General features: G+C 36.2%; 29 protein-coding genes. 18 read left to right on the forward strand and 11 right to left on the reverse strand.

Features of this window, described 5'->3' with window-relative positions:
- Positions 1–218: 218 nt before the first annotated feature.
- Positions 219–422 carry a hypothetical protein gene (locus ACZZZW_RS10180; RefSeq protein WP_055914702.1) on the reverse strand — a complete coding sequence of 68 codons (204 nt, stop codon included), beginning with the start codon at positions 420–422 and terminating at the stop codon, positions 219–221.
- Complete coding sequence (locus ACZZZW_RS10185; protein WP_463493160.1) at positions 419–1,825, reverse strand: S8 family peptidase; 1,407 nt, start codon at positions 1,823–1,825, stop codon at positions 419–421. The genes ACZZZW_RS10180 and ACZZZW_RS10185 overlap by 4 nt, the downstream gene beginning before the upstream one ends.
- Positions 1,826–2,078: 253 nt before the next feature.
- Between ACZZZW_RS10185 and ACZZZW_RS10190 the strand changes: the two genes are divergently transcribed.
- From ACZZZW_RS10190 to ACZZZW_RS10265, 16 genes are all read left to right on the forward strand, one after another.
- Entirely contained in the window at positions 2,079–2,717 is a 639-nt protein-coding gene (locus tag ACZZZW_RS10190; RefSeq protein ID WP_463493161.1) for a hypothetical protein, read from the forward strand.
- Positions 2,718–2,727: 10 nt separating this feature from the next.
- On the forward strand, positions 2,728–3,375 hold the full coding sequence (locus tag ACZZZW_RS10195; protein WP_463493162.1) for a hypothetical protein: 648 nt from the start codon (positions 2,728–2,730) through the stop codon (positions 3,373–3,375).
- Complete coding sequence (locus tag ACZZZW_RS10200; RefSeq protein ID WP_463493163.1) at positions 3,354–4,139, forward strand: sensor histidine kinase; 786 nt, start codon at positions 3,354–3,356, stop codon at positions 4,137–4,139. The genes ACZZZW_RS10195 and ACZZZW_RS10200 overlap by 22 nt, the downstream gene beginning before the upstream one ends.
- Complete coding sequence (locus tag ACZZZW_RS10205) at positions 4,136–4,768, forward strand: response regulator transcription factor (RefSeq protein ID WP_055914691.1); 633 nt, start codon at positions 4,136–4,138, stop codon at positions 4,766–4,768. The genes ACZZZW_RS10200 and ACZZZW_RS10205 overlap by 4 nt, the downstream gene beginning before the upstream one ends.
- 129 nt (positions 4,769–4,897) lie before the next feature.
- Positions 4,898–5,818, forward strand: a complete 921-nt coding sequence (locus ACZZZW_RS10210; RefSeq protein ID WP_463493164.1) for a glycerophosphodiester phosphodiesterase family protein — start codon at positions 4,898–4,900, stop codon at positions 5,816–5,818.
- Between the two features lie 146 nt (positions 5,819–5,964).
- Entirely contained in the window at positions 5,965–6,672 is a 708-nt protein-coding gene (locus tag ACZZZW_RS10215) for an ATP-binding cassette domain-containing protein (RefSeq protein ID WP_463493165.1), read from the forward strand.
- 3 nt (positions 6,673–6,675) lie between these two features.
- A complete protein-coding gene (locus ACZZZW_RS10220; RefSeq protein ID WP_463493166.1) occupies positions 6,676–7,218 on the forward strand; it encodes a hypothetical protein in 543 nt (180 codons plus the stop codon).
- 239 nt (positions 7,219–7,457) lie between these two features.
- Entirely contained in the window at positions 7,458–7,988 is a 531-nt protein-coding gene (locus ACZZZW_RS10225) for a DUF3575 domain-containing protein (RefSeq protein WP_463493167.1), read from the forward strand.
- A 160-nt stretch (positions 7,989–8,148) separates the two neighbouring features.
- Positions 8,149–8,679, forward strand: coding sequence for a hypothetical protein (locus tag ACZZZW_RS10230; RefSeq protein ID WP_463493168.1), 531 nt, complete (start codon positions 8,149–8,151; stop codon positions 8,677–8,679).
- A gap of 172 nt (positions 8,680–8,851) precedes the next feature.
- Entirely contained in the window at positions 8,852–9,508 is a 657-nt protein-coding gene (locus ACZZZW_RS10235; protein ID WP_157255511.1) for a porin family protein, read from the forward strand.
- Between the two features lie 161 nt (positions 9,509–9,669).
- Positions 9,670–10,395, forward strand: coding sequence for a gliding motility-associated ABC transporter permease subunit GldF (gene gldF / locus ACZZZW_RS10240; protein ID WP_463493169.1), 726 nt, complete (start codon positions 9,670–9,672; stop codon positions 10,393–10,395).
- 66 nt (positions 10,396–10,461) lie between these two features.
- Complete coding sequence (gene gldG / locus ACZZZW_RS10245) at positions 10,462–12,081, forward strand: gliding motility-associated ABC transporter substrate-binding protein GldG (protein WP_463493170.1); 1,620 nt, start codon at positions 10,462–10,464, stop codon at positions 12,079–12,081.
- A 34-nt stretch (positions 12,082–12,115) separates the two neighbouring features.
- Positions 12,116–13,240, forward strand: coding sequence for a DNA polymerase III subunit beta (gene dnaN / locus ACZZZW_RS10250; protein ID WP_055914665.1), 1,125 nt, complete (start codon positions 12,116–12,118; stop codon positions 13,238–13,240).
- 80 nt (positions 13,241–13,320) lie between these two features.
- Positions 13,321–13,998: a DUF4397 domain-containing protein gene (locus tag ACZZZW_RS10255; RefSeq protein WP_055914662.1), complete on the forward strand. Its 678-nt coding sequence runs from the start codon at positions 13,321–13,323 to the stop codon at positions 13,996–13,998.
- A gap of 60 nt (positions 13,999–14,058) precedes the next feature.
- Positions 14,059–14,760, forward strand: coding sequence for a DUF4397 domain-containing protein (locus ACZZZW_RS10260; RefSeq protein WP_055914658.1), 702 nt, complete (start codon positions 14,059–14,061; stop codon positions 14,758–14,760).
- A 66-nt stretch (positions 14,761–14,826) separates the two neighbouring features.
- Complete coding sequence (locus ACZZZW_RS10265) at positions 14,827–15,513, forward strand: DedA family protein (protein ID WP_463493171.1); 687 nt, start codon at positions 14,827–14,829, stop codon at positions 15,511–15,513.
- Here the strand turns inward: ACZZZW_RS10265 and ACZZZW_RS10270 are convergent, their stop codons facing one another.
- A complete protein-coding gene (locus tag ACZZZW_RS10270) occupies positions 15,514–15,816 on the reverse strand; it encodes a hypothetical protein (RefSeq protein WP_463493172.1) in 303 nt (100 codons plus the stop codon). It abuts the gene before it with no gap.
- Positions 15,817–15,830: 14 nt separating this feature from the next.
- Positions 15,831–16,469 carry a zinc dependent phospholipase C family protein gene (locus ACZZZW_RS10275; protein ID WP_463493173.1) on the reverse strand — a complete coding sequence of 213 codons (639 nt, stop codon included), beginning with the start codon at positions 16,467–16,469 and terminating at the stop codon, positions 15,831–15,833.
- A 205-nt stretch (positions 16,470–16,674) separates the two neighbouring features.
- On the opposite strand from ACZZZW_RS10275, the gene ACZZZW_RS10280 reads away from it, so the two are divergent.
- Positions 16,675–17,118 (forward strand): DUF4395 domain-containing protein, encoded by a 444-nt coding sequence (locus ACZZZW_RS10280; protein ID WP_463493174.1) that lies wholly within the window; start codon positions 16,675–16,677, stop codon positions 17,116–17,118.
- 1 nt (position 17,119) lies between these two features.
- Here the strand turns inward: ACZZZW_RS10280 and ACZZZW_RS10285 are convergent, their stop codons facing one another.
- The 3 genes from ACZZZW_RS10285 to ACZZZW_RS10295 all read right to left on the reverse strand — a co-directional run bounded on the left by ACZZZW_RS10285 (position 17,120) and on the right by ACZZZW_RS10295 (position 22,156).
- Positions 17,120–18,151: an Atu2307/SP_0267 family LLM class monooxygenase gene (locus ACZZZW_RS10285; RefSeq protein ID WP_463493175.1), complete on the reverse strand. Its 1,032-nt coding sequence runs from the start codon at positions 18,149–18,151 to the stop codon at positions 17,120–17,122.
- A gap of 605 nt (positions 18,152–18,756) precedes the next feature.
- On the reverse strand, positions 18,757–20,613 hold the full coding sequence (gene hscA, locus ACZZZW_RS10290; RefSeq protein WP_463493176.1) for a Fe-S protein assembly chaperone HscA: 1,857 nt from the start codon (positions 20,611–20,613) through the stop codon (positions 18,757–18,759).
- A gap of 307 nt (positions 20,614–20,920) precedes the next feature.
- Positions 20,921–22,156: a glycosyltransferase gene (locus ACZZZW_RS10295; RefSeq protein ID WP_463493177.1), complete on the reverse strand. Its 1,236-nt coding sequence runs from the start codon at positions 22,154–22,156 to the stop codon at positions 20,921–20,923.
- Between the two features lie 151 nt (positions 22,157–22,307).
- Between ACZZZW_RS10295 and ACZZZW_RS10300 the strand changes: the two genes are divergently transcribed.
- The gene (locus tag ACZZZW_RS10300; RefSeq protein ID WP_463493178.1) at positions 22,308–22,889 is read left to right on the forward strand and encodes a MiaE family protein; all 582 of its coding nucleotides are present in this window, start codon (positions 22,308–22,310) and stop codon (positions 22,887–22,889) included.
- 36 nt (positions 22,890–22,925) lie between these two features.
- On the opposite strand, the gene ACZZZW_RS10305 is transcribed toward ACZZZW_RS10300, so the two are convergent.
- From ACZZZW_RS10305 to ACZZZW_RS10320, 4 genes are all read right to left on the reverse strand, one after another.
- On the reverse strand, positions 22,926–23,999 hold the full coding sequence (locus ACZZZW_RS10305; protein ID WP_463493179.1) for a DUF3810 domain-containing protein: 1,074 nt from the start codon (positions 23,997–23,999) through the stop codon (positions 22,926–22,928).
- Positions 24,000–24,079: 80 nt separating this feature from the next.
- Entirely contained in the window at positions 24,080–24,262 is a 183-nt protein-coding gene (locus ACZZZW_RS10310) for a Txe/YoeB family addiction module toxin (protein WP_463493180.1), read from the reverse strand.
- Between the two features lie 54 nt (positions 24,263–24,316).
- Positions 24,317–24,514, reverse strand: a complete 198-nt coding sequence (locus ACZZZW_RS10315) for a DUF2683 family protein (RefSeq protein ID WP_055914625.1) — start codon at positions 24,512–24,514, stop codon at positions 24,317–24,319.
- 36 nt (positions 24,515–24,550) lie between these two features.
- A complete protein-coding gene (locus ACZZZW_RS10320; protein ID WP_463493181.1) occupies positions 24,551–25,885 on the reverse strand; it encodes a dihydroorotase in 1,335 nt (444 codons plus the stop codon).
- Between the last annotated feature and the right edge of the window lie 281 nt (positions 25,886–26,166).

The following is a 26,166-nucleotide window of genomic DNA, read 5'->3' on the forward strand; positions in this document are numbered from 1 at the left end:
CTTAGGGTTTAAAGAAATGTTGTAGATCAAGAGAATACTTTTTCAGCCGACAGCCACGCCTGGCTTTCCTTAGAAGCGATCTTTCTTGTTTGCAAACCTTGTTGTAAAAATGCTTACTTCAATAAAAATTAGGCTCCAAAAAGAATATTTCCCCACAAAAAAAACCGGTGCAACACAAGGCTACACCGATTTAAGAGGTTAATGATTAATGGTTTCTATTAAATGCTAATGTCCCTTTCTTCCTCAACATTTATTACGCCATCGATTTTTTTGATATCTGCAATTTTTTGTTCGCCGGGAACAATAACAATTACACCTATCGCATCCAGGGCTTCTATATCAGCAATGCCCGTTTTGCGCAGTTCTTTAGCCACTTGTTCCATTGCACCATGCTCTACAGATATTAACCACTTCGTTTTCATCGTATAATTTTTTCAATTGGACCAATTGGATCGAAAGGGAACTTTGGATGAATCAAAATCGGAGTTTTATCAATTGGGAATTTGATTAATCTTGTTTTTGTAGGTGCCTGTACCAATCCTGCACCAACATCTCTGCCAGGTAAAGGTAATGCTTTTGCGGTTGAAGTTAATTTACGCCAAAGGTTTATGCCCCTTAAGCCGGTAGCCTGTGCCCACAGCGCTGCAATACCAGCAACATGTGGTGTAGCCATACTGGTACCGTTCCAGCTTGCATATTTAGTTGGTAGTTTTGTAGAAGAGTACACATTTACGCCCGGAGCAGCAATATCTACCGCACCATAAGTTGGGTATAGGCCTCCGTTAGAGAAACTTGCAACATTCATATTTACATCTACCGCCCCCACAGCCATAATAGATGGGCAGTTTGCAGGGTGCATTACCTGTTTTACAATCCCTGGTCGGGCCGAATCATTTCCTGCTGCGGCAATAATTAAAGTTCCCTGGGCCAGTGCGCGTGTTGCGGCAGTTTCGAATACAGCCGAATAGCCGGTTCCGTTTACCAAACCTCTTAACGACATGCTCACCACATCACAACGGTTAGCAATTGCCCAGTTAATACCTGCAAGAATGCCTCCATCACCACCAGAACCACCATTGCTTAAAACTTTACCAATGTAAATGCTCGCCGCATAGGCTATTCCATATCTTTCTGTTGCTGATGGAGAACTTGCCGGACCGCAAGATGTACCAGTACAGTGGGTGCCATGGCCATGACCATCTTGTGTGCTTTCGCCACTGATGAAACTTTGATGAACAATTGGGCGGCCAGCAAAATCTGGATGGTTAAAATCGAAACCAGTATCCAATATTGCTAGTTTAATGCCTGCTCCATTGTATGGATTGTACCTTAAAAAGGTGCTTGGTACAACATTGGTAGCTTTTAATCCCCAGGTGGCACCAACTGATTCTACTTCCGAATCCTGCTCTTCAAAATTAAAATTCTCTGTTTCAGTACCAACCAGCATATTGGTCATCTGGTTTACCGCATCACGATAGCCTTCCACATAATTTTGGGTGCTTTCATCAAGCATACCGATGGCATAAACTACCCGTTCTTTTTCAACGATCATTTCGTTATCGCCTAAACTGCTGATGGAATTTTCTGCCTTGGGTTTTTCATTTACGATAGCAATGCCCAATTTATCCAACACAATACCATCAGTTTTATCAAGATCTTTGTCGGTAAAAAATTCGTTTTCAAATTCTAAAGAGCTTTTTAGGTTAAGCCCGCTGATGGTGTTGATCTGGCTGATCGAATCTGCTGTGTTCGAACCTTCTGGTAGAAGTACAAGGTATCTGCCGGTGTACTCTACTTTTTCTTCTTTTTTTAATGTTTTCGACATGGTTTTAAGGGTGTAAGTTTTGCCTACTCTATTCCGGATTTTCGGCTTCTTCCGGTTCGTGTTAAACACTTCCCAAAATTGTTAGAATAGTGGCAGAATAACCTTAGGTAAATCACTAGAAATCAGTAGTGATGGCAACAAAATGAAAAGCAGTAAAAACAGCAATAAAATATGGGGAAAACCCCATCAGTTATCTATAAAAGTTTTAGCACATTTGAGAATAAAAGTTAACTTTAATTAAAACTCAAAAATTATGGAAATGCAAAATTTACCGGTTTATGCCTTTGTTTTTTTATGTGGTGCTTTAGTGCTATACCTGTTTCAAAAATTGATCAGCGCAATAGATAAAAGCGAAAGAAAATATCCCAACACCATGGATCCCAAAATTATCCATCACATGGTTGATAACTATCGAACTAACCACCTGGATGCCATTAATAAAACTTTGGGATTGGATGATGCACATTCGGTATCTTTTGATTTGAAAACACTCAAAAAATTTATTACAGATATTGAATACCAAACCAAAAAAAGAAATTCCAGTATTGGAATTGCTACACTTGGCATCCGTTTTTATTACGCGGCTTACCCTAAAGAAGGTGAATGGGAAAATATGGCCAATGAAAAAGCAATAGGAAAGGATTATGCCCAGAAACATACGCTAATCATGATCCCTACTTTAAAAAAGAAAATCAGCCAGGGAAGCAACCTTGATTATGACTTTAATCCTTTGGATGAAACAACATTTATAATAAAGGAACGCGAAAACGATCGCCCGGTAACCTTGATGGCGATGAGTTCTGATGCTGGTGATACCCAATCGCGCCAGGTTATGGCACAAAACCACGGCCAAACCATTCCACCTGCAGATTCAGGAGTAGAGTCTTATTAATATTTTGATAATGAATAACTTTCAGCAATTTTTAAGCGATAGTTTTCTTTGGGTTGAGGGAGCGGCGGCTCTCATTTCCTTATTATATTTAAAAAGATTAAAAGGTGAGTATTGGAGATATTTTATTTATTACCTAATCATCGTTTTTATTTGTGAAGTTATTGGCAAATGGGGAGGGGAATACATCAGCTTTTCAAAAACAAAATATTATAATTATTTCGTTATCCCTTTCCAGTTTGTATTTTTTTACTGGCTTTATGCCTTAAAATCATTCAACAATAAAAAGCTTTTTTGGGTTATAGCTTCCGTCTATGTTGTCTCCTTTATACTCAGCAGGCTTTTCTTTAAAGAAAGTAAAGTTTACTTTTCATTTAGTTATACCATGGGCTGTTTGTTGCTGATGTTTTTAGTAATTAAGGAATATTATAATCAGGTTAACTCAGCTAATATATTGCACTTCAATAAAAATAGAATGTTCTATATTAATTTGGGGGTTACCTTATTTTACATCGGAACATTGCCTTTCTTCACTTTTTATTCACTTTTAAGGGTATATATTCAGATCTGGACTGTTTATTTCGATTATTTCCTCATTTCAGGAATTGTTATGTATGCACTATTCTCAATTTCATTTATATGGGGAAAACAGAACTCTTAATTACAATTATCCTTTTCAATCTGTTTTTTGTGCTTTTTGTAGTGGCCATACTGGTGTATATCAAAAAATATAAAGAACGGAAAAGAGAGTTTCTGAATGAGATCGAAATCAGTAACGAAATACACCAAAAAGAACTTTTAACCACCCAATTGGAAATACAACAGGCTACTATGCAGCAGATTGGCCGAGAACTACACGATAATATCGGCCAAAAATTAACACTGGTAAGTTTGTACACCCAACAGCTTGTGCACGAAAATAAGGTGCCACAAGCAAGTAAAAGAATAGAACAGATTTATCAGATAATTAATTCATCGTTGCAAGATTTGAGGAGTTTGTCGAAAAATTTAACCGACGATAATATAAGTGAAAATGAAATTGTAACTTTAATACAGGAAGAAGTAAACAACATCAATGCTTTAAGAAAATGCAAGGTGATTTTTGAACACAATGCGGATGGAATTTTCCTTGAATTTGTGAAAAAGAATGTCCTGCTGCGTATTACTCAGGAATTTCTTCAAAACAGTTTAAAGCATGCCAATTGCAACAAGATCAAGATCAAACTTTATTCGTCTGCCGAGATATTTTTAACCTTAAGCATTCAGGATGACGGGGAAGGTTTCGATTTTAGTAAATTAACTTCTGACGGAATTGGACTAAAAAACATGAAAAAAAGAGCCGAAATAATAGGAGGGAAGTTCAATTTGGAAAGTAAACCAGGTTTCGGCACAACACTTACTGTTATTTTAAATGGCCCTTCATGAAAAAAACTGTAGTTATTGTTGATGATCATATGCTGATAGCAAAGGCGCTACAAGGCATTATTGATAATTTTTCGGCTTTCGAGGTAATTTATGTCTGTGAAAATGGGAAAGAACTGATTCAAAACTTCGAAAACAAGAATAAAATCCCTGATATTGTACTTTTAGATATCAGTATGCCCATTATGGATGGATTTGAAACGGTTAGCTGGTTAACCGCACACTTTCCGGAAGTAAAGGTAATGGCATTAAGCATGCAAGGGGAAGAAAAGAGCGTTATTAAGATGGTGAGCAATGGAGCCAAAGCTTATCTGTTAAAAAACGCACATCCGATAGAGCTTGAAAATGCACTTACGAAATTAAATGCCAACGGTTTTTTCTATCCCGACTGGGCTTCAAAAATCATTTTTTCCAGCCTTAATAAAAGCAAGGATGTTGAAATTAAAATTTCAGACCGCGAGAAAGAATTTCTTAAGTATACCGTTACCGAGCTTAACTATAAAGAAATTGCTGATAAAATGTTCTGTAGTCCACGCACTGTGGAAAGTTACCGCGATCAGCTCTGCGAAAAACTAGAACTTAAAACCCGTGTAGGATTGGCTGTTTTTGCCATCAAAAATGGATTTGCCTGAGGAATATTTTTTTAACTGAATAAAGGAGTTAACCGCTCAACATGCCAAAAATTAAGCGAAAAACCAATCTCAACACCTAATCGGTTATGCCACTTCAAAACAATTAACCAATTTGTTTACTTTTGATGCATGAAATTTCATCATTTACTATTTCTGGTTATGGTTGCGGTTTTTTTCTCTTGCAAACCGAAACAAAAAAGTCATCAATATATTCACTTTAAGAACATCCAAGAATTACATCAGTTCTTAAAATGGTCGCCAGAAAGCCGTTTTCCATTAATTAGTGCACATCGCGGCGGACCAATGCCTGGTTTTCCTGAAAATTGTATCGAAACATTCGATAATGCCACTACTTATAATCCCGTTATAATCGAATTTGATATTGCTTACAGTAAAGATTCGGTAATGGTAATTATGCATGATGATAAACTCGATAGAACTTCGACAGGTAAAGGGGCGATTGGCAATTATACATATGAAGAATTAAAAGCTTTTAATCTGATCGATAATAATGGCGAAGAAACTAAGTTTAAAATCCCAATTTTAGATAGTGTGCTAAGCTGGAGTAAAGGAAAAGCATTGTTAACCATCGATTTAAAGAAAGGTGTTTCATATGCCCGAGTGATCGAAAAAGTTAGGCAATATAAGGTTGAAAGCAATTCGATAATTATTACGTATACTGCAGATCAGGCGAGAGAAGTACACCAATTGGCTCCTGAAATGATGATTTCTGCATCAGTTCAAAAGAAAGCAGAATTAAAACGCTTAAATAACATGGGCATCCCAAATAATCGGATAGTGGCCTTTGTTGGTGTTTCTGCACCTGATAAAGATTTTTATAAATACCTTCATGATAAAGGCATTACCACTATTTTAGGTACTATGGGCAATATTGATAAAAGTGCAATGGCAAGCCCTGCAAAAAATGTTTATTACCATCTCATTAATAATGGTGCCGACATTTTATCGGGTGATAATTTACCACAGGCAGCAGAAGAATTGGATAAGTTTAGGTACAATAAAAAGTTAAGTTCATCGCATATTAATTAATATGTTCGTTGTTGCGATGCATGAAGCAATCTTAAAGTGTTCACAATGGGGTATCGTTGTGGGTTTGCTAGGTGCCATGTAAGGATCATAATCCTAAACCTTGTTTTGCGAAAGCCTTTGTGTTCTTTGCGGTTAAATATACAAATATGAGTATTTCAGTTAAAAATCTTTCTAAACATTACGATAAGCAAAAAGCAGTCGATTCAATAAGTTTTGAAGCCAGGCCAGGTCGCATTTTAGGTTTTTTAGGTCCAAATGGAGCTGGTAAATCCACCACCATGCGCATGCTTACCGGTTATTTGGAACCCACCTCTGGCGAAGCCAAAATTTCTGGTAAAAGTATCCTCTCAGAAGCCATCGAAGCGAAAAAACACATTGGTTATCTTCCAGAAAACACCCCGCTTTATGCGGATATGTATGTTAAGGAATTTCTAAACTTCGTAGGTCAAACCTATAAACTTTCCAATTTAACGATACGGATTGATGAGGTGATCAAAATGGTGGGTTTAACGCCAGAACAACATAAAAAGATAGGCATGTTATCAAAAGGCTACCGCCAGAGGGTAGGGCTGGCGCAAGCCATTATCCATAATCCGGAAGTGCTTATTTTAGACGAACCCACTTCAGGCCTTGATCCTAACCAACTCGTTGATATCAGAAAATTGATTAAAACATTAGGAACAGCTAAAACCGTTGTTATTTCTACACACATTATGCAGGAGGTTGAAGCCATCTGCGACGATATTATCATCATTAATAAAGGTAAAATTGTGGCAAGCGATTCGCTCGAAGGCCTTAAAGAAGCGCATCAGCAACAATCATTGGAAGATATATTTAGAAAACTTACTGCTTAATACATGTTTAACCTAAAAACTATAGTTACCTCAATTGCAATTTTATTTTTCTTGCCCCTGGCATTAAAAGCCCAGAGCAATAGCACTATTGGGTTTGGCGCAGAAATCGGCCTGCCATCGGGTAATTTCTCAGGAGTATCAGGCATCGGTGTTGGAGTATCAGTTAAAGCCGATTTTCCTATCGCAGAAAATTTTGCCTTAACGGTAAATGGCGGTTTTATTAATTTTTTTGGCAAAAGAAATCAAATTTTTAAAATACAGGATCTTACTTATTTACCTGTTAAAGCAGGACTGAAATATCAATTTGGCGAAAGCTTTTATGCTGAAGGCCAGGTAGGGGCCGCGCTACCCTTAAACAATGGTCAAAAAACTTTATTCGTGTGGTCGCCAGGCATTGGAAACCAGTTTAAATTATCAGGGGGCAATAAACTCGACTTTGGGATCAGGTACGAAGCGTGGACAGGTAAAAATGATGTTGTTGTCATCAATAAATCTAATACAAAAGGCTTTGTTGGCATCAGGTTTATTTATGTTTTTAATTTATAATTCTTAAATATTAATAATTGTTTTATTTCACATGTGGAATATTTTCCCCATTTCGTTGAAATAAATCCACAGTAATGAAAACCCGAATTTTCTTACTGCTTTAATAGCAAAGATTATTTTATAGTTTTTTTCTGGCTTTAATGCATTGTAAAGGCTGTTTGTTGGCTATTTACTAAAGTTATAGTTCGTGATGGCACATCGCTTGCCTTACGCTTGCAATTAAACTTTAAATAATTATAATGAAAAAAACACTATTGTCTTTATTAATGGTTGCAGGATTAGGATTTGCAACTAAAGCTCAAACAATTGCAATTAAAGCTAATCCTCTCGCACTTTTAGGAGGTACGGATTTAGTAAGTGGAGAATTTAAAATTGGTGCCAACAGTTCAGTGAGTGCTGGTTTAGGTGTAGCTGGCTATAAACTTTCTGATTCTAAATACTCCAGTATTGGTGGCGAGGCCCAATACCGTTATTATTTCCGCGAAAGCTTACATGGCTGGTATTTAGGTGCAAAAGTTGGATACCTTTCCGGAAAAGTAAAGATTGAAGATTTTAATGACGGTAAAGATTACAAAACCAATTATGGATCGCTGAATATTGGTGCAAAAGCAGGTTACCAATGGGCCTTTGATAGCGGTTTTGTGATCGATTTAAACCTTGGTGCTGCCTATTCTTCATTTAAATATGATGATAATGATGGTGCTTTTTCCACCTTAAAAGGTAGCGGTGTTTTACCAAATTTAGGTTTTGGTTTAGGCTTTTCTTTTTAACGTAAACTCACATTAAAAAATGCGCCCTGAATAGTTTCAGGGCGTTTTTTGTTTTTTATCGATGGTAACTTTCTTAAGTTTTTAAATATTAGTGTAACTTTTTACTTTTTATGGTGTCTATTTGTTTAACTAAATAATAAGTTTAATTAACAAAAATCAAATGAAAAAAGTATTACTTTCTTTATTAATTGTTGCAGGCTTTGGCTTTGTAGCATCAGCTCAAACAGAAGGAGCGGTTCAAAAATTAAGCATCGGTGCTGAGTTTGGTTTGCCAACCGAAAAAAATTCAAATGCTTTAATTGTAGGCGGTTCATTACAATATGAACATCCGGTTGCTAAATCTTTAAGTTTAACCGGTTCTGCTGGTTATTTATCTGTAATGGCTACTGGCGATGCTAAAGATTATCTAAAAGCTATAGGCGCTAAAACAAGTGTAGGTGTTGTTCCATTAAAAGCTGGTGCTAAATATTATTTTGGAGGCAACTTTTATGGTGCCGGCGAATTAGGTGCTGCAATTAGTACCGAAACCGGTGGTAGCACTTTATTTGCTATTGCTCCAACATTAGGTGCATCATTTTCAGTTGCTGATAAATCTAGTTTGGATTTCGGTTTACGTTATGAAAACTGGTCAGGAAATGGCGGTTCTACAGGCTTTATTGGCTTACGTGCTGCTTTTGCATTTGGTTTATAATATTAATCAATAATTTATTTTCAAAGCCCCCACTAAATTGGGGGTTTTGTTGTATATACTGATTAAAATAATTAATCATTTTTGTTAACTATCAAATTAGTTTGTTTATCATTGTAACGTTTTCGCTTACAGGTGAAAACACGGAAACTAAAAACAATTCTTAAAAAATCAGATGAAAACACTCGTATTATCTTTATTAACAGTTGCAGGCTTAAGCTTTGCAGCTTCAGCTCAAACTAACAAACCGGTAACTTTTGGTGTAAAAGCAGGGGTAGCTTTTCCAAATATGACCGTATCTTCAGGTAGCACCTCAATAAGTTTCGATACAAAAACATCTTTCTATGTAGGTGGAACAGCTGAGTTTGCCATATCGGATGTAGTTTCAATCCAACCAGGTTTAAGTTTTATCGGCAAAGGAACAAAACTAAATAACGACAACTTTGCTTTCGGAACTGATGATTTTGACACTGATGAAAAAGTAACTTTGAACTTTAATTATCTGGAGTTGCCGGTAAACGTATTGGCCAATTTTAAATTGGGCAACTCTGGTAAGTTTTTTGTTGGTGCCGGACCTTATTTTGCCTACTTAATCAATGCAAATGTTAAATATGGTTCACTTAAAGAAGACATCAAGTTCGGTGAGAATGAATCAGAATTTAAGCGTACCGATTTTGGGATTAACTTTTTGGCAGGTTATCAATTGAACAATGGTATCAATATCCATGCTGGCTACGGATTAGGATTAAGCAGTATTGCAGATACAGATCTATCGGATGAAATTACCTTTAAAAATAAAGTTTTCTCTGTGGGTTTAGGCTTTTCTTTCTAAACTGAAAGAAACGCTTTAATCTTCATGCATTTTTTTAAAATAAGGATTTCTGGTTGGTACTGGAAATTCTTATTTTTAAATAGATTTTTATAACCTGTATTTAATCAAAGTCCTTTTAATTTTGCAGGAATAAATGGTTAACTTCGGCGTTTTAATAGCACATGTACGCAGTTTTTAAACGCGAGTTATTCAGTTTTTTAAGTTCGATGGTTGCTTATATAACCATTGGCGTTTTTCTATTGGTTTCGGGCCTGTTACTTTGGTTTTTTCCCGATACATCCATTCTTGATTATGGATATGCAGAATTAGATGGCTTTTTTAGCCTGGTTCCCTATCTTTTTATGTTTCTAATTCCTGCAATTACCATGCGGTCATTCGCAGAAGAAAGGCGTGAAGGAACTTATGAACTTTTAATTACCAAACCCATACAACTCTGGCAGGTAATTGCAGCAAAATACTTTGCAAGCCTGGTATTGGTGCTTTTTGCTTTAATTCCGACCTTAATTTATTATTACAGCATTTCAAAACTCGGTTTTTCGGAAGGTAATATTGATTCGGGATCGGTAATTGGTTCATACATTGGTTTATTTTTATTGGGAGCAGCATTTACTTCAATTGGTATTTTCTCTTCGTCTTTAACTAAAAACCAGGTAATTGCTTTTGTAATTTGTGCGGCTTTGTGTGCCTTTTCCTTTTTGGGATTCGATTACCTGAGTAAAATCCCTGCCCTGCAAGCAATTGATAGCACAATCACAAATTTAGGCATCAATCAGCATTACGTTTCCATCAGTCGCGGGGTTTTAGATACGAGGGATTTAATTTACTTTATTACCTTTTCAGTGCTGTTTTTATGTTTCACCAAATTAATAATAGGAGGGAAACGATAGTGAAGCAGAAAAATAAATGGTTCGGTTTTATTATAGTGATAGCGGTATTGGTCATTTTAAACACTGTTGGTCAATACATTTTCCACAGGTTCGATTTTACAGCAGATAAACGGTTCACCTTTAAGCGAAAAAACAAAATCGATTCTTCAAAAAAATGAAAAACCGGTAATAATCACAGTATTTTTAGCTGGTGAGCTGCCGCCGGCATTTAAGCGGTTGCAAGCTGCGGTTTCAGATATTTTATCTGATTATCGGGCCTATGCCAAAACCAATGTAAAAGTGGTTTTTGTTGATCCGATTGCAGGTTTGAATCAGGCAGATCAAGATACCGTGATCAATAATCTGTATGAAAGAGGAATTGAAGCGACCAATTTAAGTGTTAAAACCGAAGATGGCTTAACACAGAAACTCGTATTTCCAATGGCCATGATAGAAAATGATGGAAAGGAATTTCCAATTAAACTTTTTCAGAATCTGGATACCCGTGGTAATTATGAAGACAATATTAACCGATCTATTGAAAACCTGGAGTATATTTTCACTTCAAGTTTGAAAAAAGTGCTTTCGGGCGATAATCCCAGGATTGGTTTTTCAGAATCAAATGGCGAACTTTCTGATTTGCAACTAGCTGATGCCATCCATACGCTTTCTGGCAGTTATTTAGTAGGTCGTATTGATTTAAACAGTATCGATAAAGCTGGATTGGATAAATTGAAAATGTTAATTATCGCAAAGCCTAAAAAGCCTTTTACTGAAGCAGAGAAGTATAAAATCAATTACTTTGTGATGAATGGTGGCAGGGTTCTTTGGAGCATAGATCAGGTGAATGCAGAATTGGATAGTTTAAGGGGCAGAAGCGGTCAAATGGCGATTAATCGTGATCTGAACCTAAATGATATGCTTTTTATGTATGGTGCAAGGATTAATTACAATATCATTGCCGATCCTGCAAACAGTGCCGAAATTCCGGTATCTACAGGTGTTGTTGGCGGGCAAAATCAAATGGAACTGGTACCATGGATTTACTATCCCGTTTTGTTGCCTGATACGGCTCAAAGTGTTGTGAAAAAGTTAGATGGCATAAAATCTGAATTTCCGAGCACGGTGGATACTATTGGAGCCAGGGGAGTAAAGAAATCATATATTTTAACAACATCTGCATTTAATAAGGTTTATAATGTGCCTAAATTGTTTAGCTTGCAGATGGTTGGCGAACAGTTGGATCCAAGATCTTTCCAGAGCAAACCAGAAAATGTTGGATTAATGCTGGAAGGAAACTTCCCATCTGTTTTTGCAGGCAGGCCATTACCCGCTACAATAACACAACCTTATAGTGTACAAAGTATAGGTAAACCGGCAAAAATGATTGTAATTGGCGACGGTGATGTATTCAAAAATCAGGTATCCGAGCAAAATGGAAATCCTTTCCCACTGGGATACGACCGATATTCGCAACGTACTTTTGGAAATAAAGCTTTGTTATTGAATATAGTTGATTATTTTACCGATGATGATAACTTAATTACTCTAAGAAATAAAGAAGTGAAGATAAGGTTATTGGATAAAGCCAAAATTAAACTCGAAAAAACAAAATGGCAGTTCATAAATGTTGTGGCTCCCTTGCTATTGTTAATATTGTTTGCGATTTTTCAACATTATTACCGCAAATACAAGTACGCTAAATAATTTTTATATTTTTGAAGAAGACTAAAATGATATCATGAGATTTATTGTATCCACATCAACTCTATTAAAACACTTACAAACTGTAAATGGTGCATCAAGCAGCAGTACAGTTTTACCTATACTAGAAAATTTTCTTTTCGAAATTAAAGATGGAAACTTAACTATCTCAGCTACCGATTTACAAACCAGCATGACAACTGCTTTGGCTGTAGAATCTAAGGAAGAAGGTAAAGTGGCAGTTCCATCTAAAATTTTATTAGATACCCTTAAAACATTACCCGATCAGCCAATTGCATTCAACATTGATGACAGTACTTTCGCAATTGAGATTAGCGCAGGCGACGGTAAATATAAATTGAGCGGCGAAAACGGTGATGATTTTCCAAAAATTCCGATTGTAGAAAATGCTTCTTCAGTAAATTTACCAGCATCGGTTTTAACAGAAGCAATTACAAAAACCATTTTTGCTGTAAGTAATGATGAACTTCGTCCGGCAATGACAGGTGTTTTCTGCCAGTTATCTCCTCAGCACATCACTTTCGTGGCAACAGATGCACATAAATTGGTGCGCTACCGCCGTATGGATAGTAAAGCTGATAAAGCAACATCATTTATTTTGCCAAAAAAAGCTTTAACATTATTAAAAGCTGCATTGCCATCAACAGATATTAATGTTTCAGTTGATTATAATGCTACAAGTGCTTTCTTTAAGTTCGAAAATATAAACCTGGTGTGTCGTTTAATAGACGAGCGTTATCCAGATTATGAGGCAGTAATTCCTACAAACAACCCAAACAAATTAATTATTGATAGAAGTTTATTTTTAAATACACTTCGCAGGGTTGTAATTTTTGCAAACAAAACCACTCACCAGGTAAGGTTAAAAATCAGTGGTAGCGAATTAAATATCTCATCCGAAGATTTAGATTTTGCAAATGAAGCACATGAGCGTTTAAGCTGTCAATATGATGGTGAAGACCTTGAAATAGGCTTTAATGCTCGTTTTTTGATCGAAATGTTGAGCAATTTAAGTGGCGATGAAGTTACTTTAGAACTTTCGACACCGAATAGGGCAGGGCTTTTGATTCCTCAAACCAATGATGAAAACGAAGATGTTTTAATGTTGGTAATGCCGGTAATGTTAAACAATAGCTACTAAATCTACTAGTTTTTTAGTTTTGTATATAAAATGGCTTGGTTTTTGACCGAGCCATTCTTGTTTACCAAACTAACCAACTTATGAAAATCTATACTTCTCTCTCGAAATCATTAATTTTAATTATTTCTTTTCTAACAATAGGCTTGTCAGCCTGCAAAAAACACGATCCAGACGAAGTTGTTAAAGGACAGGCCAAGGTGAAAATTGTTAACGCCTCGCAAGCTGCTGTTAACCAGGATGTATATTTAGACAATGAAAAACTAACAGCTACAGCTTTGGCTTTTGGCGAAAGCAGTGAATATGTTAAAATACCTTCAGGCAACAGAAACATTTCTTATACCGGAACAAATAGCGCAAGTACTGATACATCACTAAATTTTACGCCATCTATTACCTACACCACATTTTTAGTTACCAATAAAAAAGGCGATATGGAGGTTGTAAGTTATGAAGATAATTTGAGCAACACTGAAATTGGTAAAGCTAAAATTAAATTAATCAGTTTGAGCCCTAATTTTACAACAGGTATTAATGTAATGGTACAAGGAGGAACGCAATTTGTTAACGGTTTGGCTTTTAAAGAAGCTTCTTCTTACTTTACGGTTGATACAACTTTTAATCTAAGGTATAATGTTGTAGGTTCTGGTAACATTAAAACCATTGATAGTTCTGCTTTAGAGGCTGGTAAAATCTATACGATTTGGTTTAGTGGCACAACTGCAGCAACGTTACAGGCACATATTATTACCGATAATTAATTTTAACAAATTCATATGGTTTCTGTTATCTTTACGTTTTATTAGCATCAGTTTTACCTTATGAAAAATACAGTAGTGTTTGTTAAAACATTCTTTCTTTTTGCTTGTGCCATTTTAATCAGCTCTTGTATTAAAAACAATAATTTTATTAAAGGCGATGCAAAAATTCGTTTTTTCCATGCCGCTTCTACAGATACAACGCAAAATTTTTATTTAAACGGAATCCAGATCGGAACTTCTGTAACTTACAACGCGAATACGAGTTATGTTGTAATTCCAGGAGATTCTACTTTTAAAATTACAACGAAAAATATCAATAGCGGGGTTGATGTTACTTCTCTTCCAGATCAGGCATTTAAAATTGGCCAGAATTATTCTGTTTTTTACCTTAAAGAAGCTATCGATAAGCCAGCCAAGTTAAAAATCTACCAAGATGATGTAAAGCCCGATCTTGACTCTGCTAAACTAACATTTTTAAACCTGGGCTATACCTTAGGTTCCAGTGTGGTTATAACCGACAGTACAAATGTAGCAAGCCCTAAAGAATCTACTCTTGCTTACGGTGGTATCAAAACTTTTAAAGTGAAGGTTAACAAAGCAATGAAATTTGCCTTCAAGCTATCAAGCCCTACCGCAACAAATCCGCCTCCAATAGTAACACCGCTTGATACCTTTAATATTAATAAGGGTAGGGTTTACCTCATATTGCTTGATGGAGATAGAAAAGGTGAGCTTAAAAATAGGATAATATCCACCAATTAATATTTATTGCAATTTACTAGCACATAATCTCTATACTATTCATACTTTTGCCCAAAATCAGATCAATTGGAATTACTACATCAGCTTTTAGATTTTATTCTTCATATCGACGTTCATTTAGCAGAAATTGTAAACGAATACCGCACCTGGACTTACCTTATTTTATTCCTAATTATTTTTGCTGAAACTGGTTTTGTGGTAACACCATTTCTTCCGGGCGACTCTCTGCTTTTTGCAATGGGTGCTTTAATTGCAGGTGAACATGAAACTGGTTTAAATATCTGGATCATGTTGGTTATCTTAATTGTGGCCGCAATTTTAGGGAATACAGTAAATTACAAACTCGGAACGGTATTGGGAGCAGGTGTATTTAAGGAAAAAAACAAAATTTTAAAGCTGAAATATTACCATCAGTCACACGAATTTTTTGAGAAACATGGCGGTAAAGCGATTATGCTAAGTAGGTTTTTACCAATTTTTAGAACCATTGCACCTTTTGTAGCCGGAATTGCCAAAATGCCGTTTGGGCGTTTTACTTACTATAATATCATTGGCGGTGTTGCGTGGATAGTTGCATTGCTGTTGGGAGGTTATTTATTAGGCCAGATTCCCGTAATTAAAAATAATTTTGAGCTGGTAATTATCTTCATTGCTGTTGTAACTTTTGTTCCCGCCATCTGGGCAGCAGTTAGAAGCCGTTTACAGCCTAAGAAGATTGAAGAAATTATTGAAGTAGAAAACCCTAAAGGATAATTAAAGTTCGCGGCCAATCACTGAGCCCTGTTGGTATTTCTTTTCGGTTTTTGATTCATCTTTTTTCTCATCAGGTAATAATTCTGTTTTAACGAGGTTTTTCAGTACAGGCTGGCCGGCATCAACCCATGCTGAGTACCAAAAAGATCCAATTTCCAGTATTGCAGACCGCATTTGCTTTTCTACCATGTTATTCATCCTGTCGTGATAAGCTTTTGAATATGCTTTAGAGTACTGTTTAAGTACGGCATTATTCCGCTCTGAAAAACTATATTTTTGTGCAGAAGGGTACGATGCATTCAAGTCGGCCTCAAAAGTTAATACCGTATCAACAAGGCTATGTGTATGTTTAAGTATTTTCCAAGCTTCTTTGAGTGGGTTTTCGATATAATTTGCTTTGCCAACAACAAAATTATAATTGGTTGAAAATAATTCGGCAAGCGGCTTTCCCAAAAGGCATGGATTCCTACCTGGTTGCTCAGTTGACCATTGTGATTGGCCGTAGTATGGAGGGGAACATGTGCATCGCCGATGTAATGACCTAAATCAGCCGAATATTTCAAGATTTTTATCGAATCGCGAGTTTTAAAAGCTTTAACCAAGCTATAATAGGTGCGCTGAATTTGCCACGGCACAATCCCATCTGCATTTAGCTTTTTCAGCCCATATTTAGCCAATGCATCATTCCATTTTTCAGGAATACTATCAATATTTTTTTCATAATTTTCTACATCCAGGTAATGCCGGGGTGCTTCCAAAGTATCTGCATACCTGCGTTTATCAGGATCTACGGCGTGTTCGGTGATGTATTTGATATTCTTTTTATAGAAACCAATCATATCACCTGGTAAAGTGAAAATGGCAAGGTTGTTTATTCTTTGGTGTGCAAAGAATCCCCACGAAGTAAATAGAAAAATTGGGATGATTAACGCGGCTAAAATCGTTAATCTTTTCATATCTCTAATGTATGTATTTTTATTTTAATGCACTTATAGTTAGTCGTTTAAAATGATGTATTTTGAGCTTTTTGTGTCTATTTAATATTTTATTCACCATTTAAAAAGTTTAACATAAATGAAATCCGTTCATGCAATTCATTCTGATTTTCTTTTAATGTGGAGGTGGATAAATAAATTCTTATTTTTATCGTAAAATTATCCTATGGAATTATCCTGCCCAATATCAGCCGAAAGAGTAAATGAAAATGTAGTAAGGATCATTGCATTTATGGTTGCCCTTATTGCCCTTGCCTGTATCGCGTTTTCTAATTATTGGGCGATAGTTTTTTTACTTATTGATTTCGCATTAAGGGCTTTTTCATCAGGCAAATTCAGCTTGTTGAAAATTATAGCTTTAAAAATTTCCAATGTCTTTTCAATACCAATTAAAATGAAAGATCTGGCACCAAAAAAGTTCGCGTCAACCTTGGGCTTTGGATTTTGCCTGTTGATTACCGCGGTATCTTTATTCGATTTTTATAACTCGGCATTGATTTTTACCTCAATTATGATCATTTTCGCTCTTTTAGAGAGCTTGTTCGCCATTTGTGTAGGCTGTTATATCTATTCCTTTTTACAGATTTTTTCTAAAAAGAAAGCGGCTTAATTTATTTCTTTAAAGCCTCGCGTACTTTTGGCGCAATTTTACTTCCAAATAATTCAATTGATTTCATTAAGGCCATATGTGATGGTCCACCTACATCCATATGTGCAGAGAAACGTGTTAATCCAAAGGTTTCTTGCATGGCAAGAATTTTCTCTACTGATTCGTTTACATCACCAATAATCAGGGCACCGCTATTGCTTCTGCCCGCATCGAATTGATTGCGCTGGTAAGGTGCCCAGCCTCTCGATTTACCGATTCTATTCATTTGTGCAGAATAAAGTGGGTAATAATAATCTGCTACTTCAGCGCTGTTTTCTCCAAATAAAGCATGCATATGAACGCCTACTTCAAATTTAGCCATGTCATGTCCGTAAGCTTCATAAACCCTTTTATAATAATCAAAAAGAGGCTTAAACTGTATGGGCTGACCGCCAATAATAGCAAACATCACAGGTAAACCTAATCTGCCGGCACGTTCTACCGATTCTGGCGTGCCACCAACGGCTACCCAAATTTTTAAGTTATCGTTCACTGCTCTTGGTAATATTTCCTGGTTATTTAGTTCAGGTCTGAATTTACCTTTCCAACTGATTTTTGGTTCTTTATTTATTTTAAGCAGCAATTCTAATTTTTCTTCGTAAAGTTCATCGTAATCCTGCAAATTGTAACCAAATAAAGGAAAAGATTCGATAAAACTTCCCCGTCCAGCCATTAACTCTGCTCTTCCGTTTGAAATTAAATCTATAGTTGCAAAATTTTGGTAAAGCTTAACCGGATCTGACGAACTTAACACCGAAACCGCACTACTTAATTTGATGTTTTTGGTTACGGTAGCAGCAGCAGCTAAAATAATCTCAGGGCTCGATACAGCATAATCGGGGCGATGGTGTTCACCAATTCCATAAAAATCTAAGCCAACTTCATCCATTAATTTTATTTCTGCTATAATTTCCTGAAGTCTTTGTTGTGCGGGTTGAATTTCTCCTTTTGCATTGATCTGCAAATCGCCAAACATACCGATACCTAATTCCATAATGTTTAAATAATTTTAACAAAGGTAATTAGTATACTGGTAGTGATTTTTGATGTATGGTAAGAAAATGATGATTGCCACCGTCTTGCTGAACTTTTTAAAGCATTTGGAAATAGACCCTGAAATAAATTCAGGGGGACGACTATTCGTTTTGGCGATTATATGTAATCGCAATCTTCTTACTGAACTTGTTAAAGCATCTTTTGGAAATAGACCCTGAAATAAATTCAGGGGGACGATTAACCTTTCTGGCTATTAATTTTAACCGCAATAATCTTGCTGAACTTGTTAAATCATTTCGGAAATAGACCCTGAAATAAATTCAGGGTGACGATTAACCTTTAAAGCTATTAATTTTAACTGCAATCATCTTGCTGAACTTGTTACAGCATCTTTTAGAAATAGACCCTGAAATAAATTCAGGGGGACGATTAACCTTTCTGGCTATTAATTTTAACCGCAATAATCTAGCTGAACTTGTTAAAGCAACTTCTAGAAATAGACCCTGAAATAAATTCAGGGAGACGTGAATATGTTAAAAAACGGTAACTATGAACTAATAACTATCAACTAACAACTATCAACTAACAATTGTCAACTGAAAACTACTCAATCTTCTTCCCCTTCATTGCTGTGGAAATCGCTGCATCCATTACGCGCTCTGCAAAAGGACGTGTAAATTCATTCAGGTCATCAGCTTTTTTCAAAATGGTATCTTTTTCCTGGGTAGACAGTGCTGTTTTTAGTGCTTCTATGTAGGCAACCGTTTCTGCGATTTCAGCTTCAGTTAAATGTTCTGCATGTTTTTTAATAAAACCTTCAGCGGTATAAACCAGTTGTTCACCTTCACTTCTTGCTTCTATCAGCATACGTTGTTCTACATCGCTTTTTGCATGCTCAATGCTATCTAAAAGCATTTTTTCAACAGTGTCATCACTTAAGCCATAGCTTGGTGTAATTTCGATCTCTTGTTTAACGCCAGAACGTAATTCAATTGCCTGAACGGTTAAAATGCCGTCGGCATTTAACAAAAAGTTAATATCCACCTTAGGCAAACCGGCCGGCATTGCAGGAATTCCTTTTAAATCAAACTCTGCCAGTTTTCTATTTTCCTTCACCAGATCACGTTCACCCTGATAAACAGAAACTTTCATGTTTACTTGTCCATCGATAGAGGTGGTGTATTGGCGACCTGCTTTTGTAGGTACTTTATTGTTTCTTGCGATAATAACGTCCATTAAACCACCCATAGTTTCTATACCTAGAGATAATGGCGTAACATCCAACAATAAGATATCGGAGCGGTTTCCAGCCAAAACATCAGCCTGAATGGCTGCGCCAAGGGCTACTACTTCATCAGGGTTGATGTTATCCTGTGGTTTTTTACCGAAGAAATTTTCTACAGCCTGTTTTACATATGGTGTTCGGGTAGAACCTCCCACTAAAATTACTTCATCAATATCGCTTGCAGATAAATCTGCATCTTTTAATGCATTTTTACAGGCAGTGATGGTTTCTTCTACCTTTGATGAAATTAACGTTTCAAAAGTTTGTTTATCAAGCGTACACCAAATATCGCCAACCTGTTCGTTATATAAATTTTGAGTTGATAAGGCTTTTTTCGCTGCCTCTGCCTGTAAACGCAAAGTTTGCATCAATATATTGTTTTGCGCAACTTCTGCTACATCAAGGTTGTTTTTTTCTAACCAATAATTTAAAATGGCGCGGTCAAAATCATCGCCACCTAAATAAGTATTGCCGTTTGTGGCCAAAACTTCGAAAATTCCATTCTGAATCTGTAGAATAGAAACGTCAAATGTTCCTCCGCCTAAATCGTAAACTGCAATTGTTTTTTGTTGCGAAGGATCTAATCCAATTCCATAAGCCAAACTTGCCGCGGTAGGCTCGTTCACAATGCGCATCACATCTAAACCGGCCAGCTTTCCTGCATCGCGGGTGGCCTGGCGTTGACTGTCGTTAAAATAAGCTGGAACAGTAATTACGGCGCGATTAACAGGTGTTTTTAGCGCATGTTCTGCTCTTGCTTTGAGTTCTTTCAAAATCTCACCGGATAATTCAATCGGTGTGTAGAAACGGTCGCCGGCATGGATTTTAACCAACGCATCACTATCATCGTCTATAATCTTGTAAGAAAAAATATCCTTGTGTTCGGCTACATCTTTGTAAGAGCGGCCTAATAATCTTTTTACAGAAAAAATGGTATTTGAAGGATCTGTTGTTAAGTATTCTTTCGCTTCATTACCTACAACGGCCTCATTTTGGCCATTAAAATATACCACCGATGGTACCAATATTCCTTTACCTGCATCGTTAATTACCTGTGGATTTTTATCTGGATTGATAAACGCCACCAAACTATTGGTTGTGCCTAAATCGATTCCAACTATAATTTCTTCCTTCTGAAACGAACCTGTAGCAAGGTTAATTGATATTTTTGCCATGGTTGCAAATTTACAATAATGTTGTAAGGTTTTAGGGTTGAAATGTTTTAATGTTGTCAAGATTGAAATTCGTTTTTCTCAAATTGAATTAGGGTTTGGAAATGAAGTGTTTGGTAATTCTTTGGTTGCTGCAGTCCTGCTGTCCCTTTTGCCGATTGAAGGATCGGCATCCGTACCATCAGGTTTATTTTACAAGGATTGTATTGCGTGAGTGTGAAGATGTTTTGGTCTGTGGGGACACAGACCGAGGGATTAATAATATAATTATTTGGTCATGAACTACCTAATCTCCATTAAAACCTCCAAACTACTTTCTATTCTTCTCTTCAATCCACAGGCTCATGTACTTTGTGCTTTGTGCAGTGTGGTGATTTAGAATTTGGCCAAAAAAATTATCCTGACGGTGTTGAATTAAACCTGAAATTAACCTTTCAACTTCTGATGTAAAATGATCAATAAATTGTTTTGCCGAATATCTTTGGTTAATAATCTGAATGCCATGTTGTTGCGCTATTTGCCAGCTATTTCTATCCTGATAAAGTTCTACGGCTTTAACTATAAATTCGTCTAAATTATCCTCAACATAACCGTTCCATTCTAAATTGCCTTTCATGGCTTCTGCACCGATAGAAGTGGTAACGGATGGTGTACCTGTCTGCATGGCATCGATAAATTTGCCTTTTACTCCTGCACCAAATTGAATGGGTGCCAACAATACCTTATGTTTGGAAATGGTTTCTTTGGCATTTAGTGCTCTACCTTTGATCATAAATTTTTCGACTTTATTATCCAGTTGTAGAACCTTTTGAGAGGGGTATGCACCATAAATATTAAGCTTTGCTCCAGGGAGTTTTTTCCGTAGTATTGGCCATATTTTGGTTTTTAAAAACTGTACGGTATTCCAGTTCGGTTCGTGCAGGAAGTTACCTATGAAAATAAAATCAGATCGATCTTCAAACGGTATCCAGTTTTTGATGGTATCGGTATCAATTTCTTCTTCAAGAAAAGGTAGATAATAAATCAATGAGCGGTCAATTTTAAAATCTGTTGTTAAAATATCCATCTCAGTTTCTGAAATAATTAAGGATAAATCACAACGTAGAATTGACGCAATTTCTCTTTTAGCGGTATCTGAAAATAAATCTAAAGCTTGTTTTTTTTTATCGCTCAGCTCGCGGGCACTCCGCAGTAAGTGTAAATCTTCAGTATCTAAAATTCTTAGTGCATGTGGGCATTCCTGCTGTACTCTCCAGCCATACTGTTCCTCAATCATAAAACGATCGAAAAGTACGATTTCGGGATGCAGTTCTCTCAAAAATGCGTTAAAACTTTCGTTATTCAGTTTAATTTCCTGCTCAGAAACACCAATTTCATTAAAATTAAAGCTAAAATCACTTTTTGATGCTGCTGACGCAAAAGTGATCTGATAATTTTTTGATAGAAATAAATTAACCAGTTGGATCATTCTTGTTCCCGCTGCTGATGAAGTGGGTTCGGGCCACACCAATCCGATTATCAATAATTTCTTAGCATCTTTATTCATGTTCCTGCAAAATAAACTCTTTTTTTCGGCTCCCACAGATAAATTTAGTTTTGCAGCGTGAAAAGTAAAATCTACATGATCTAAAAATCTGCCCAAAATATTAAACGTATCTTAAATATTCCTAATTTTGTAGCTCAACACAAAGCATTACATGTTAGGATTAAAATTATTGACAGACCCGCGTTGGGCGAATATTGCGGAATCGAATTTAGAGGAAATTTTATCTGATCATGCCTGGTGCGAACAAAAAGCAGCAACAAATGCAATTACCTTGATTACGCAAAATTCTGAACATCAGGATCTTGTAGATGTGTTAACAGCGATTGCCATCGAAGAAATGCAACACTTTCAAATGGTAATTAACATTATAAAAAAACGCGGTTATACCTTAAGTAGAGAACGTAAAGATGACTATGTTGGCCGTTTGGTAAAGTTTAGCAAAAAAGATGGTAGCCGGAATATGGCATTTATTGACAGATTGTTGTTTGCCGCAATGATTGAAGCCAGAAGCTGCGAACGTTTCAGGGTATTATCGTTAAATATAAAAGATGAGGAACTGGCCAGGTTTTATCACGAATTAATGGTATCGGAAGCTGGCCATTACACTACATTTTTAAATTTCGCCCGTAAATACAGTACTGATGTAGATGTGGATAAACGCTGGAAAGAGTGGCTGGATTTTGAAGGAGAACTGATTCAGAGTTTCGGAACTAAAGAAGCAATACACGGATAGTTAAGTTTTCGGTTTGCAGTTTTTCATCGTCAATTGTTAATTGGCAACTGTTAACTCCTTTTTATGTATATTCCATAACCAGATTACAATATCCTGGTAGCTATCTATTCCTTTTTTCTGGTTGTTTAACTTTAAGAAACTGTCGAAAGCGGCATCCATGTAACCGAACATATCGCCATTGTATTTTCTCCAAAATTCTTTTTCTGTTTTAAAATCTGCTAAAACTTGTGGCAAAATTTTCGAATAAAGTATTTTATAATCGTCAGGAGATTTCATTCTGATTTCGAACAAAATATACCGCAACATTTCATAATTGGCAGAATATTGGTAATTCACATCACTACTGTTACTGGCCGTTAGGTACCCCAATAGGTTAGCTTCGTCTTCGTAGGCAATGCCAAGTTGATGTCCGATTTCGTGGCAACTTACATAAGGTTTTACAAAGTCAGGAAGATTCATATTCATATTGGCTTCGCCTGAAAGCGGGGCATAATAGCCTTCGATTCCGATTTTACTAATTATCCATGCGTTTAAAACCGACTTTAAACAAGGGTTTTGATATCGAAATAAGTGATTCTTTTGCGACATGAGTGAATAAGCTTCTGACGATTTTACTTCCAGTTTCTTAATCGTATAAGCGGGGATTTTGCCTTGTTTAAGCTTAAGGTTATTGGTTTTTTGCACAAAATAATCACCAAGGAGAACCAATTCTTTAAGGTTATACTTTTCATTGCCTATGCCTAATTCTTCACTAACACTTGGTCGACTGTAATTTAAGCCCCATACAATTTTAAAAATGGTATAGAGAACCAGAAAAAAGTTGAGCACTTGTAAAGGAACAAAAATCCTATCCGTCTTTTTTAGTGATTTTCGTTGCTTATAAAACCTAAAAATCTTATAAAATACAAAGCCAATAAGCAAAGCATAGATAATATCGCCGATGGCAAAAGGGAAAATGGACGATATAAATCTTAATGCTGAAGAAATATAAGGGTAAAAGCCTGTTGAATAATATTTTTGGACAAGGGTGGGGAAGAAGCCAAAGGTGAAAATTAAGATGGCAAGACCAAGTAAAATGAATAATTTGATGAGTAATCGTCGGGCTATCATGATTTATTTATAATGGCCTCTTAGTGAATGGATATGTAAGGCATCGTTTAATATCTGATAGATGATTCTGTGTTCGCGATTTATTCTCTGGACCATAAACTGGATAAACTATGTTTTAAAGGTTCTGGTTTTCCAATCCCTTCATACGGGTCTTTCAAAATCGCAATAATTAACTGTCGAATCTTCTTCTGAATTGTTTTATTTCCAGATTTTTTCCAAAATTTGATGTCGGCTAAGGCTTCATCATAATATATAATATCCATGGTATTGAGCGCTTAATGGATTTATTTTATCATGGTTTATACGTCACCAAGAGCTTATTTCCATAAATCTTCTACGGCAATTTTGACACCTTTTCCCGCTTTCATTTGTTCTTGACTTCTTTTTATTTTAGCTACAAATTCTGGGTTATACGGACTTTCTTCTGTTTCAAAATCGATCTTCAAAACTTTCATAACAACTTTCAAGGCAGTAGCTTCTTCTTCGTTTTTTGGATGTGCAATTAATGTTTCCATATATAATAACTTTATATTAAAACAAATATAACAAATCTATCTGGCAAAAGTTAGGCGTTTTCCGATCCGATCAGTCGTGAATTTACCTTTTTGATAAGCTAAATTGCCTGATACAAAAGTATGTGTAATACTCGCCTGGAAAGTATCTCCATCAAATGGGCTCCAGCCACATTTGTAAAAATTATTAAGCTTGGTTACCGTCCATGAATCTTTTAAGTCTACCAAAACTAAATCAGCCCAGTACCCTTCGCGTATAAATCCGCGTTTTTCTATATCAAAACAAATCGCGAGGTTGTGTGCCGTTTTTTCAACAATTTTCTCTAAAGAAATTTTACCCTGTAAATGCATTTCCAGCAAAGCAGGCAAAGCATGCTGAACCAATGGACCCCCTGATGGAGCCTGACTGTAAGGCTGTTGCTTTTCTGCCAATGTATGTGGTGCATGATCTGTGGCAATTACATCGATATAATTTTCTAACACACCTTTGAGCACCCCTTTTTGATCATCTTCAGTTTTCACAGCCGGGTTCCATTTAATAAAATTTCCCTTTGCCGCGTAATCCTTATCGTTAAACCATAGGTGATGCACGCAAGCTTCGGCTGTAATTTTTTTATCTTTTAATGGAGTAATATTATCAAATAAAGCAATTTCTTTTGCTGTAGAGATATGTAGAATGTGTAAACGCGTTTGATAAGTTTTAGCCAGTTCTACCGCTAATGAGGATGATTTATAACAAGCCTCAGCACTACGGATCAGTGGATGCATTTCAATTGTAAGATCCTCACCGTATTTTGCTTTAAATTCGGCAAGATTATGGCGAATAGTGGCTTCATCTTCGCAATGGGTTGCTACCAAAATCGGTGCTTTGCTAAAGATGTTTTCTAACGTTTTTTCGTTATCAACCAGCATATTTCCTGTGGATGAGCCCATGAAGACTTTAATTCCGCAAACATTTTTTGGATCCGTTTTTAGTACCTCTTCAATATTATCGTTACTGGCGCCCATATAAAATGAATAATTGGCCAGCGAAGTTTGTGCGGCAATTTCATATTTATCAGCCAGTAAATCTTGTGTTAAGGTATTGGGTACAGTATTAGGCATTTCCATAAAGGATGTAATCCCACCGGCAACGGCAGCCATACTTTCGGTAAAAATATCTGCTTTATGGGTTAAGCCCGGCTCGCGAAAATGCACCTGGTCATCAATCATTCCTGGTAAAAGGTATTGGCCTTCTGCGTTAATTTCTTGTGCATCGGCAGCAGATAAATTTTGGCCTATTTTGGTTATCAATCCATCTTTTATCAATACATCAGCAACAATTTTTTGTCCTTCATTTACAATTGTGGCGGCTTTTATCAGGTAAGTATTCATACTTTCAAAGGTAAAAATAGATTTGAGAAGTTAGATAGGAGATTTGAGAATTTTGACACGCTGGTTAAGCAGAAAGAGGTATAGAAGAGTTTTAATGTTACTGTTTTGAATAAAATAAACCGGAAAATTACTGGCATGAAGTAGAGCAGATTGTGGGGCTTGATGAAAGAAGAATTCCTGAAATTGCTTTTCTACTCATTCTTATAAAAGGAGCCCTGTTTTTGAATGTGATGGAAACCATCTGCCTAACACCTTCAAACCCTCAACCTTAATCACTATCT

The sequence above is a fragment of the Pedobacter sp. AC379 genome, from assembly GCF_979258145.1.

Coding starts and splice junctions, on each gene's coding strand:
- ACZZZW_RS10180 (WP_055914702.1), bottom strand. CDS start 422: ATGAAAACGAAGTGGTTAATATCTGTAGAGCATGGTGCAATGGAACAA.
- ACZZZW_RS10185 (WP_463493160.1), bottom strand. CDS start 1,825: ATGTCGAAAACATTAAAAAAAGAAGAAAAAGTAGAGTACACCGGCAGA.
- ACZZZW_RS10190 (WP_463493161.1), top strand. CDS start 2,079: ATGGAAATGCAAAATTTACCGGTTTATGCCTTTGTTTTTTTATGTGGT.
- ACZZZW_RS10195 (WP_463493162.1), top strand. CDS start 2,728: ATGAATAACTTTCAGCAATTTTTAAGCGATAGTTTTCTTTGGGTTGAG.
- ACZZZW_RS10200 (WP_463493163.1), top strand. CDS start 3,354: ATGGGGAAAACAGAACTCTTAATTACAATTATCCTTTTCAATCTGTTT.
- ACZZZW_RS10205 (WP_055914691.1), top strand. CDS start 4,136: ATGAAAAAAACTGTAGTTATTGTTGATGATCATATGCTGATAGCAAAG.
- ACZZZW_RS10210 (WP_463493164.1), top strand. CDS start 4,898: ATGAAATTTCATCATTTACTATTTCTGGTTATGGTTGCGGTTTTTTTC.
- ACZZZW_RS10215 (WP_463493165.1), top strand. CDS start 5,965: ATGAGTATTTCAGTTAAAAATCTTTCTAAACATTACGATAAGCAAAAA.
- ACZZZW_RS10220 (WP_463493166.1), top strand. CDS start 6,676: ATGTTTAACCTAAAAACTATAGTTACCTCAATTGCAATTTTATTTTTC.
- ACZZZW_RS10225 (WP_463493167.1), top strand. CDS start 7,458: ATGAAAAAAACACTATTGTCTTTATTAATGGTTGCAGGATTAGGATTT.
- ACZZZW_RS10230 (WP_463493168.1), top strand. CDS start 8,149: ATGAAAAAAGTATTACTTTCTTTATTAATTGTTGCAGGCTTTGGCTTT.
- ACZZZW_RS10235 (WP_157255511.1), top strand. CDS start 8,852: ATGAAAACACTCGTATTATCTTTATTAACAGTTGCAGGCTTAAGCTTT.
- gldF (WP_463493169.1), top strand. CDS start 9,670: ATGTACGCAGTTTTTAAACGCGAGTTATTCAGTTTTTTAAGTTCGATG.
- dnaN (WP_055914665.1), top strand. CDS start 12,116: ATGAGATTTATTGTATCCACATCAACTCTATTAAAACACTTACAAACT.
- ACZZZW_RS10255 (WP_055914662.1), top strand. CDS start 13,321: ATGAAAATCTATACTTCTCTCTCGAAATCATTAATTTTAATTATTTCT.
- ACZZZW_RS10260 (WP_055914658.1), top strand. CDS start 14,059: ATGAAAAATACAGTAGTGTTTGTTAAAACATTCTTTCTTTTTGCTTGT.
- ACZZZW_RS10275 (WP_463493173.1), bottom strand. CDS start 16,469: ATGAAAAGATTAACGATTTTAGCCGCGTTAATCATCCCAATTTTTCTA.
- ACZZZW_RS10280 (WP_463493174.1), top strand. CDS start 16,675: ATGGAATTATCCTGCCCAATATCAGCCGAAAGAGTAAATGAAAATGTA.
- ACZZZW_RS10285 (WP_463493175.1), bottom strand. CDS start 18,151: ATGGAATTAGGTATCGGTATGTTTGGCGATTTGCAGATCAATGCAAAA.
- hscA (WP_463493176.1), bottom strand. CDS start 20,613: ATGGCAAAAATATCAATTAACCTTGCTACAGGTTCGTTTCAGAAGGAA.
- ACZZZW_RS10295 (WP_463493177.1), bottom strand. CDS start 22,156: ATGAATAAAGATGCTAAGAAATTATTGATAATCGGATTGGTGTGGCCC.
- ACZZZW_RS10300 (WP_463493178.1), top strand. CDS start 22,308: ATGTTAGGATTAAAATTATTGACAGACCCGCGTTGGGCGAATATTGCG.
- ACZZZW_RS10305 (WP_463493179.1), bottom strand. CDS start 23,999: ATGATAGCCCGACGATTACTCATCAAATTATTCATTTTACTTGGTCTT.
- ACZZZW_RS10310 (WP_463493180.1), bottom strand. CDS start 24,262: ATGGATATTATATATTATGATGAAGCCTTAGCCGACATCAAATTTTGG.
- ACZZZW_RS10315 (WP_055914625.1), bottom strand. CDS start 24,514: ATGGAAACATTAATTGCACATCCAAAAAACGAAGAAGAAGCTACTGCC.
- ACZZZW_RS10320 (WP_463493181.1), bottom strand. CDS start 25,885: ATGAATACTTACCTGATAAAAGCCGCCACAATTGTAAATGAAGGACAA.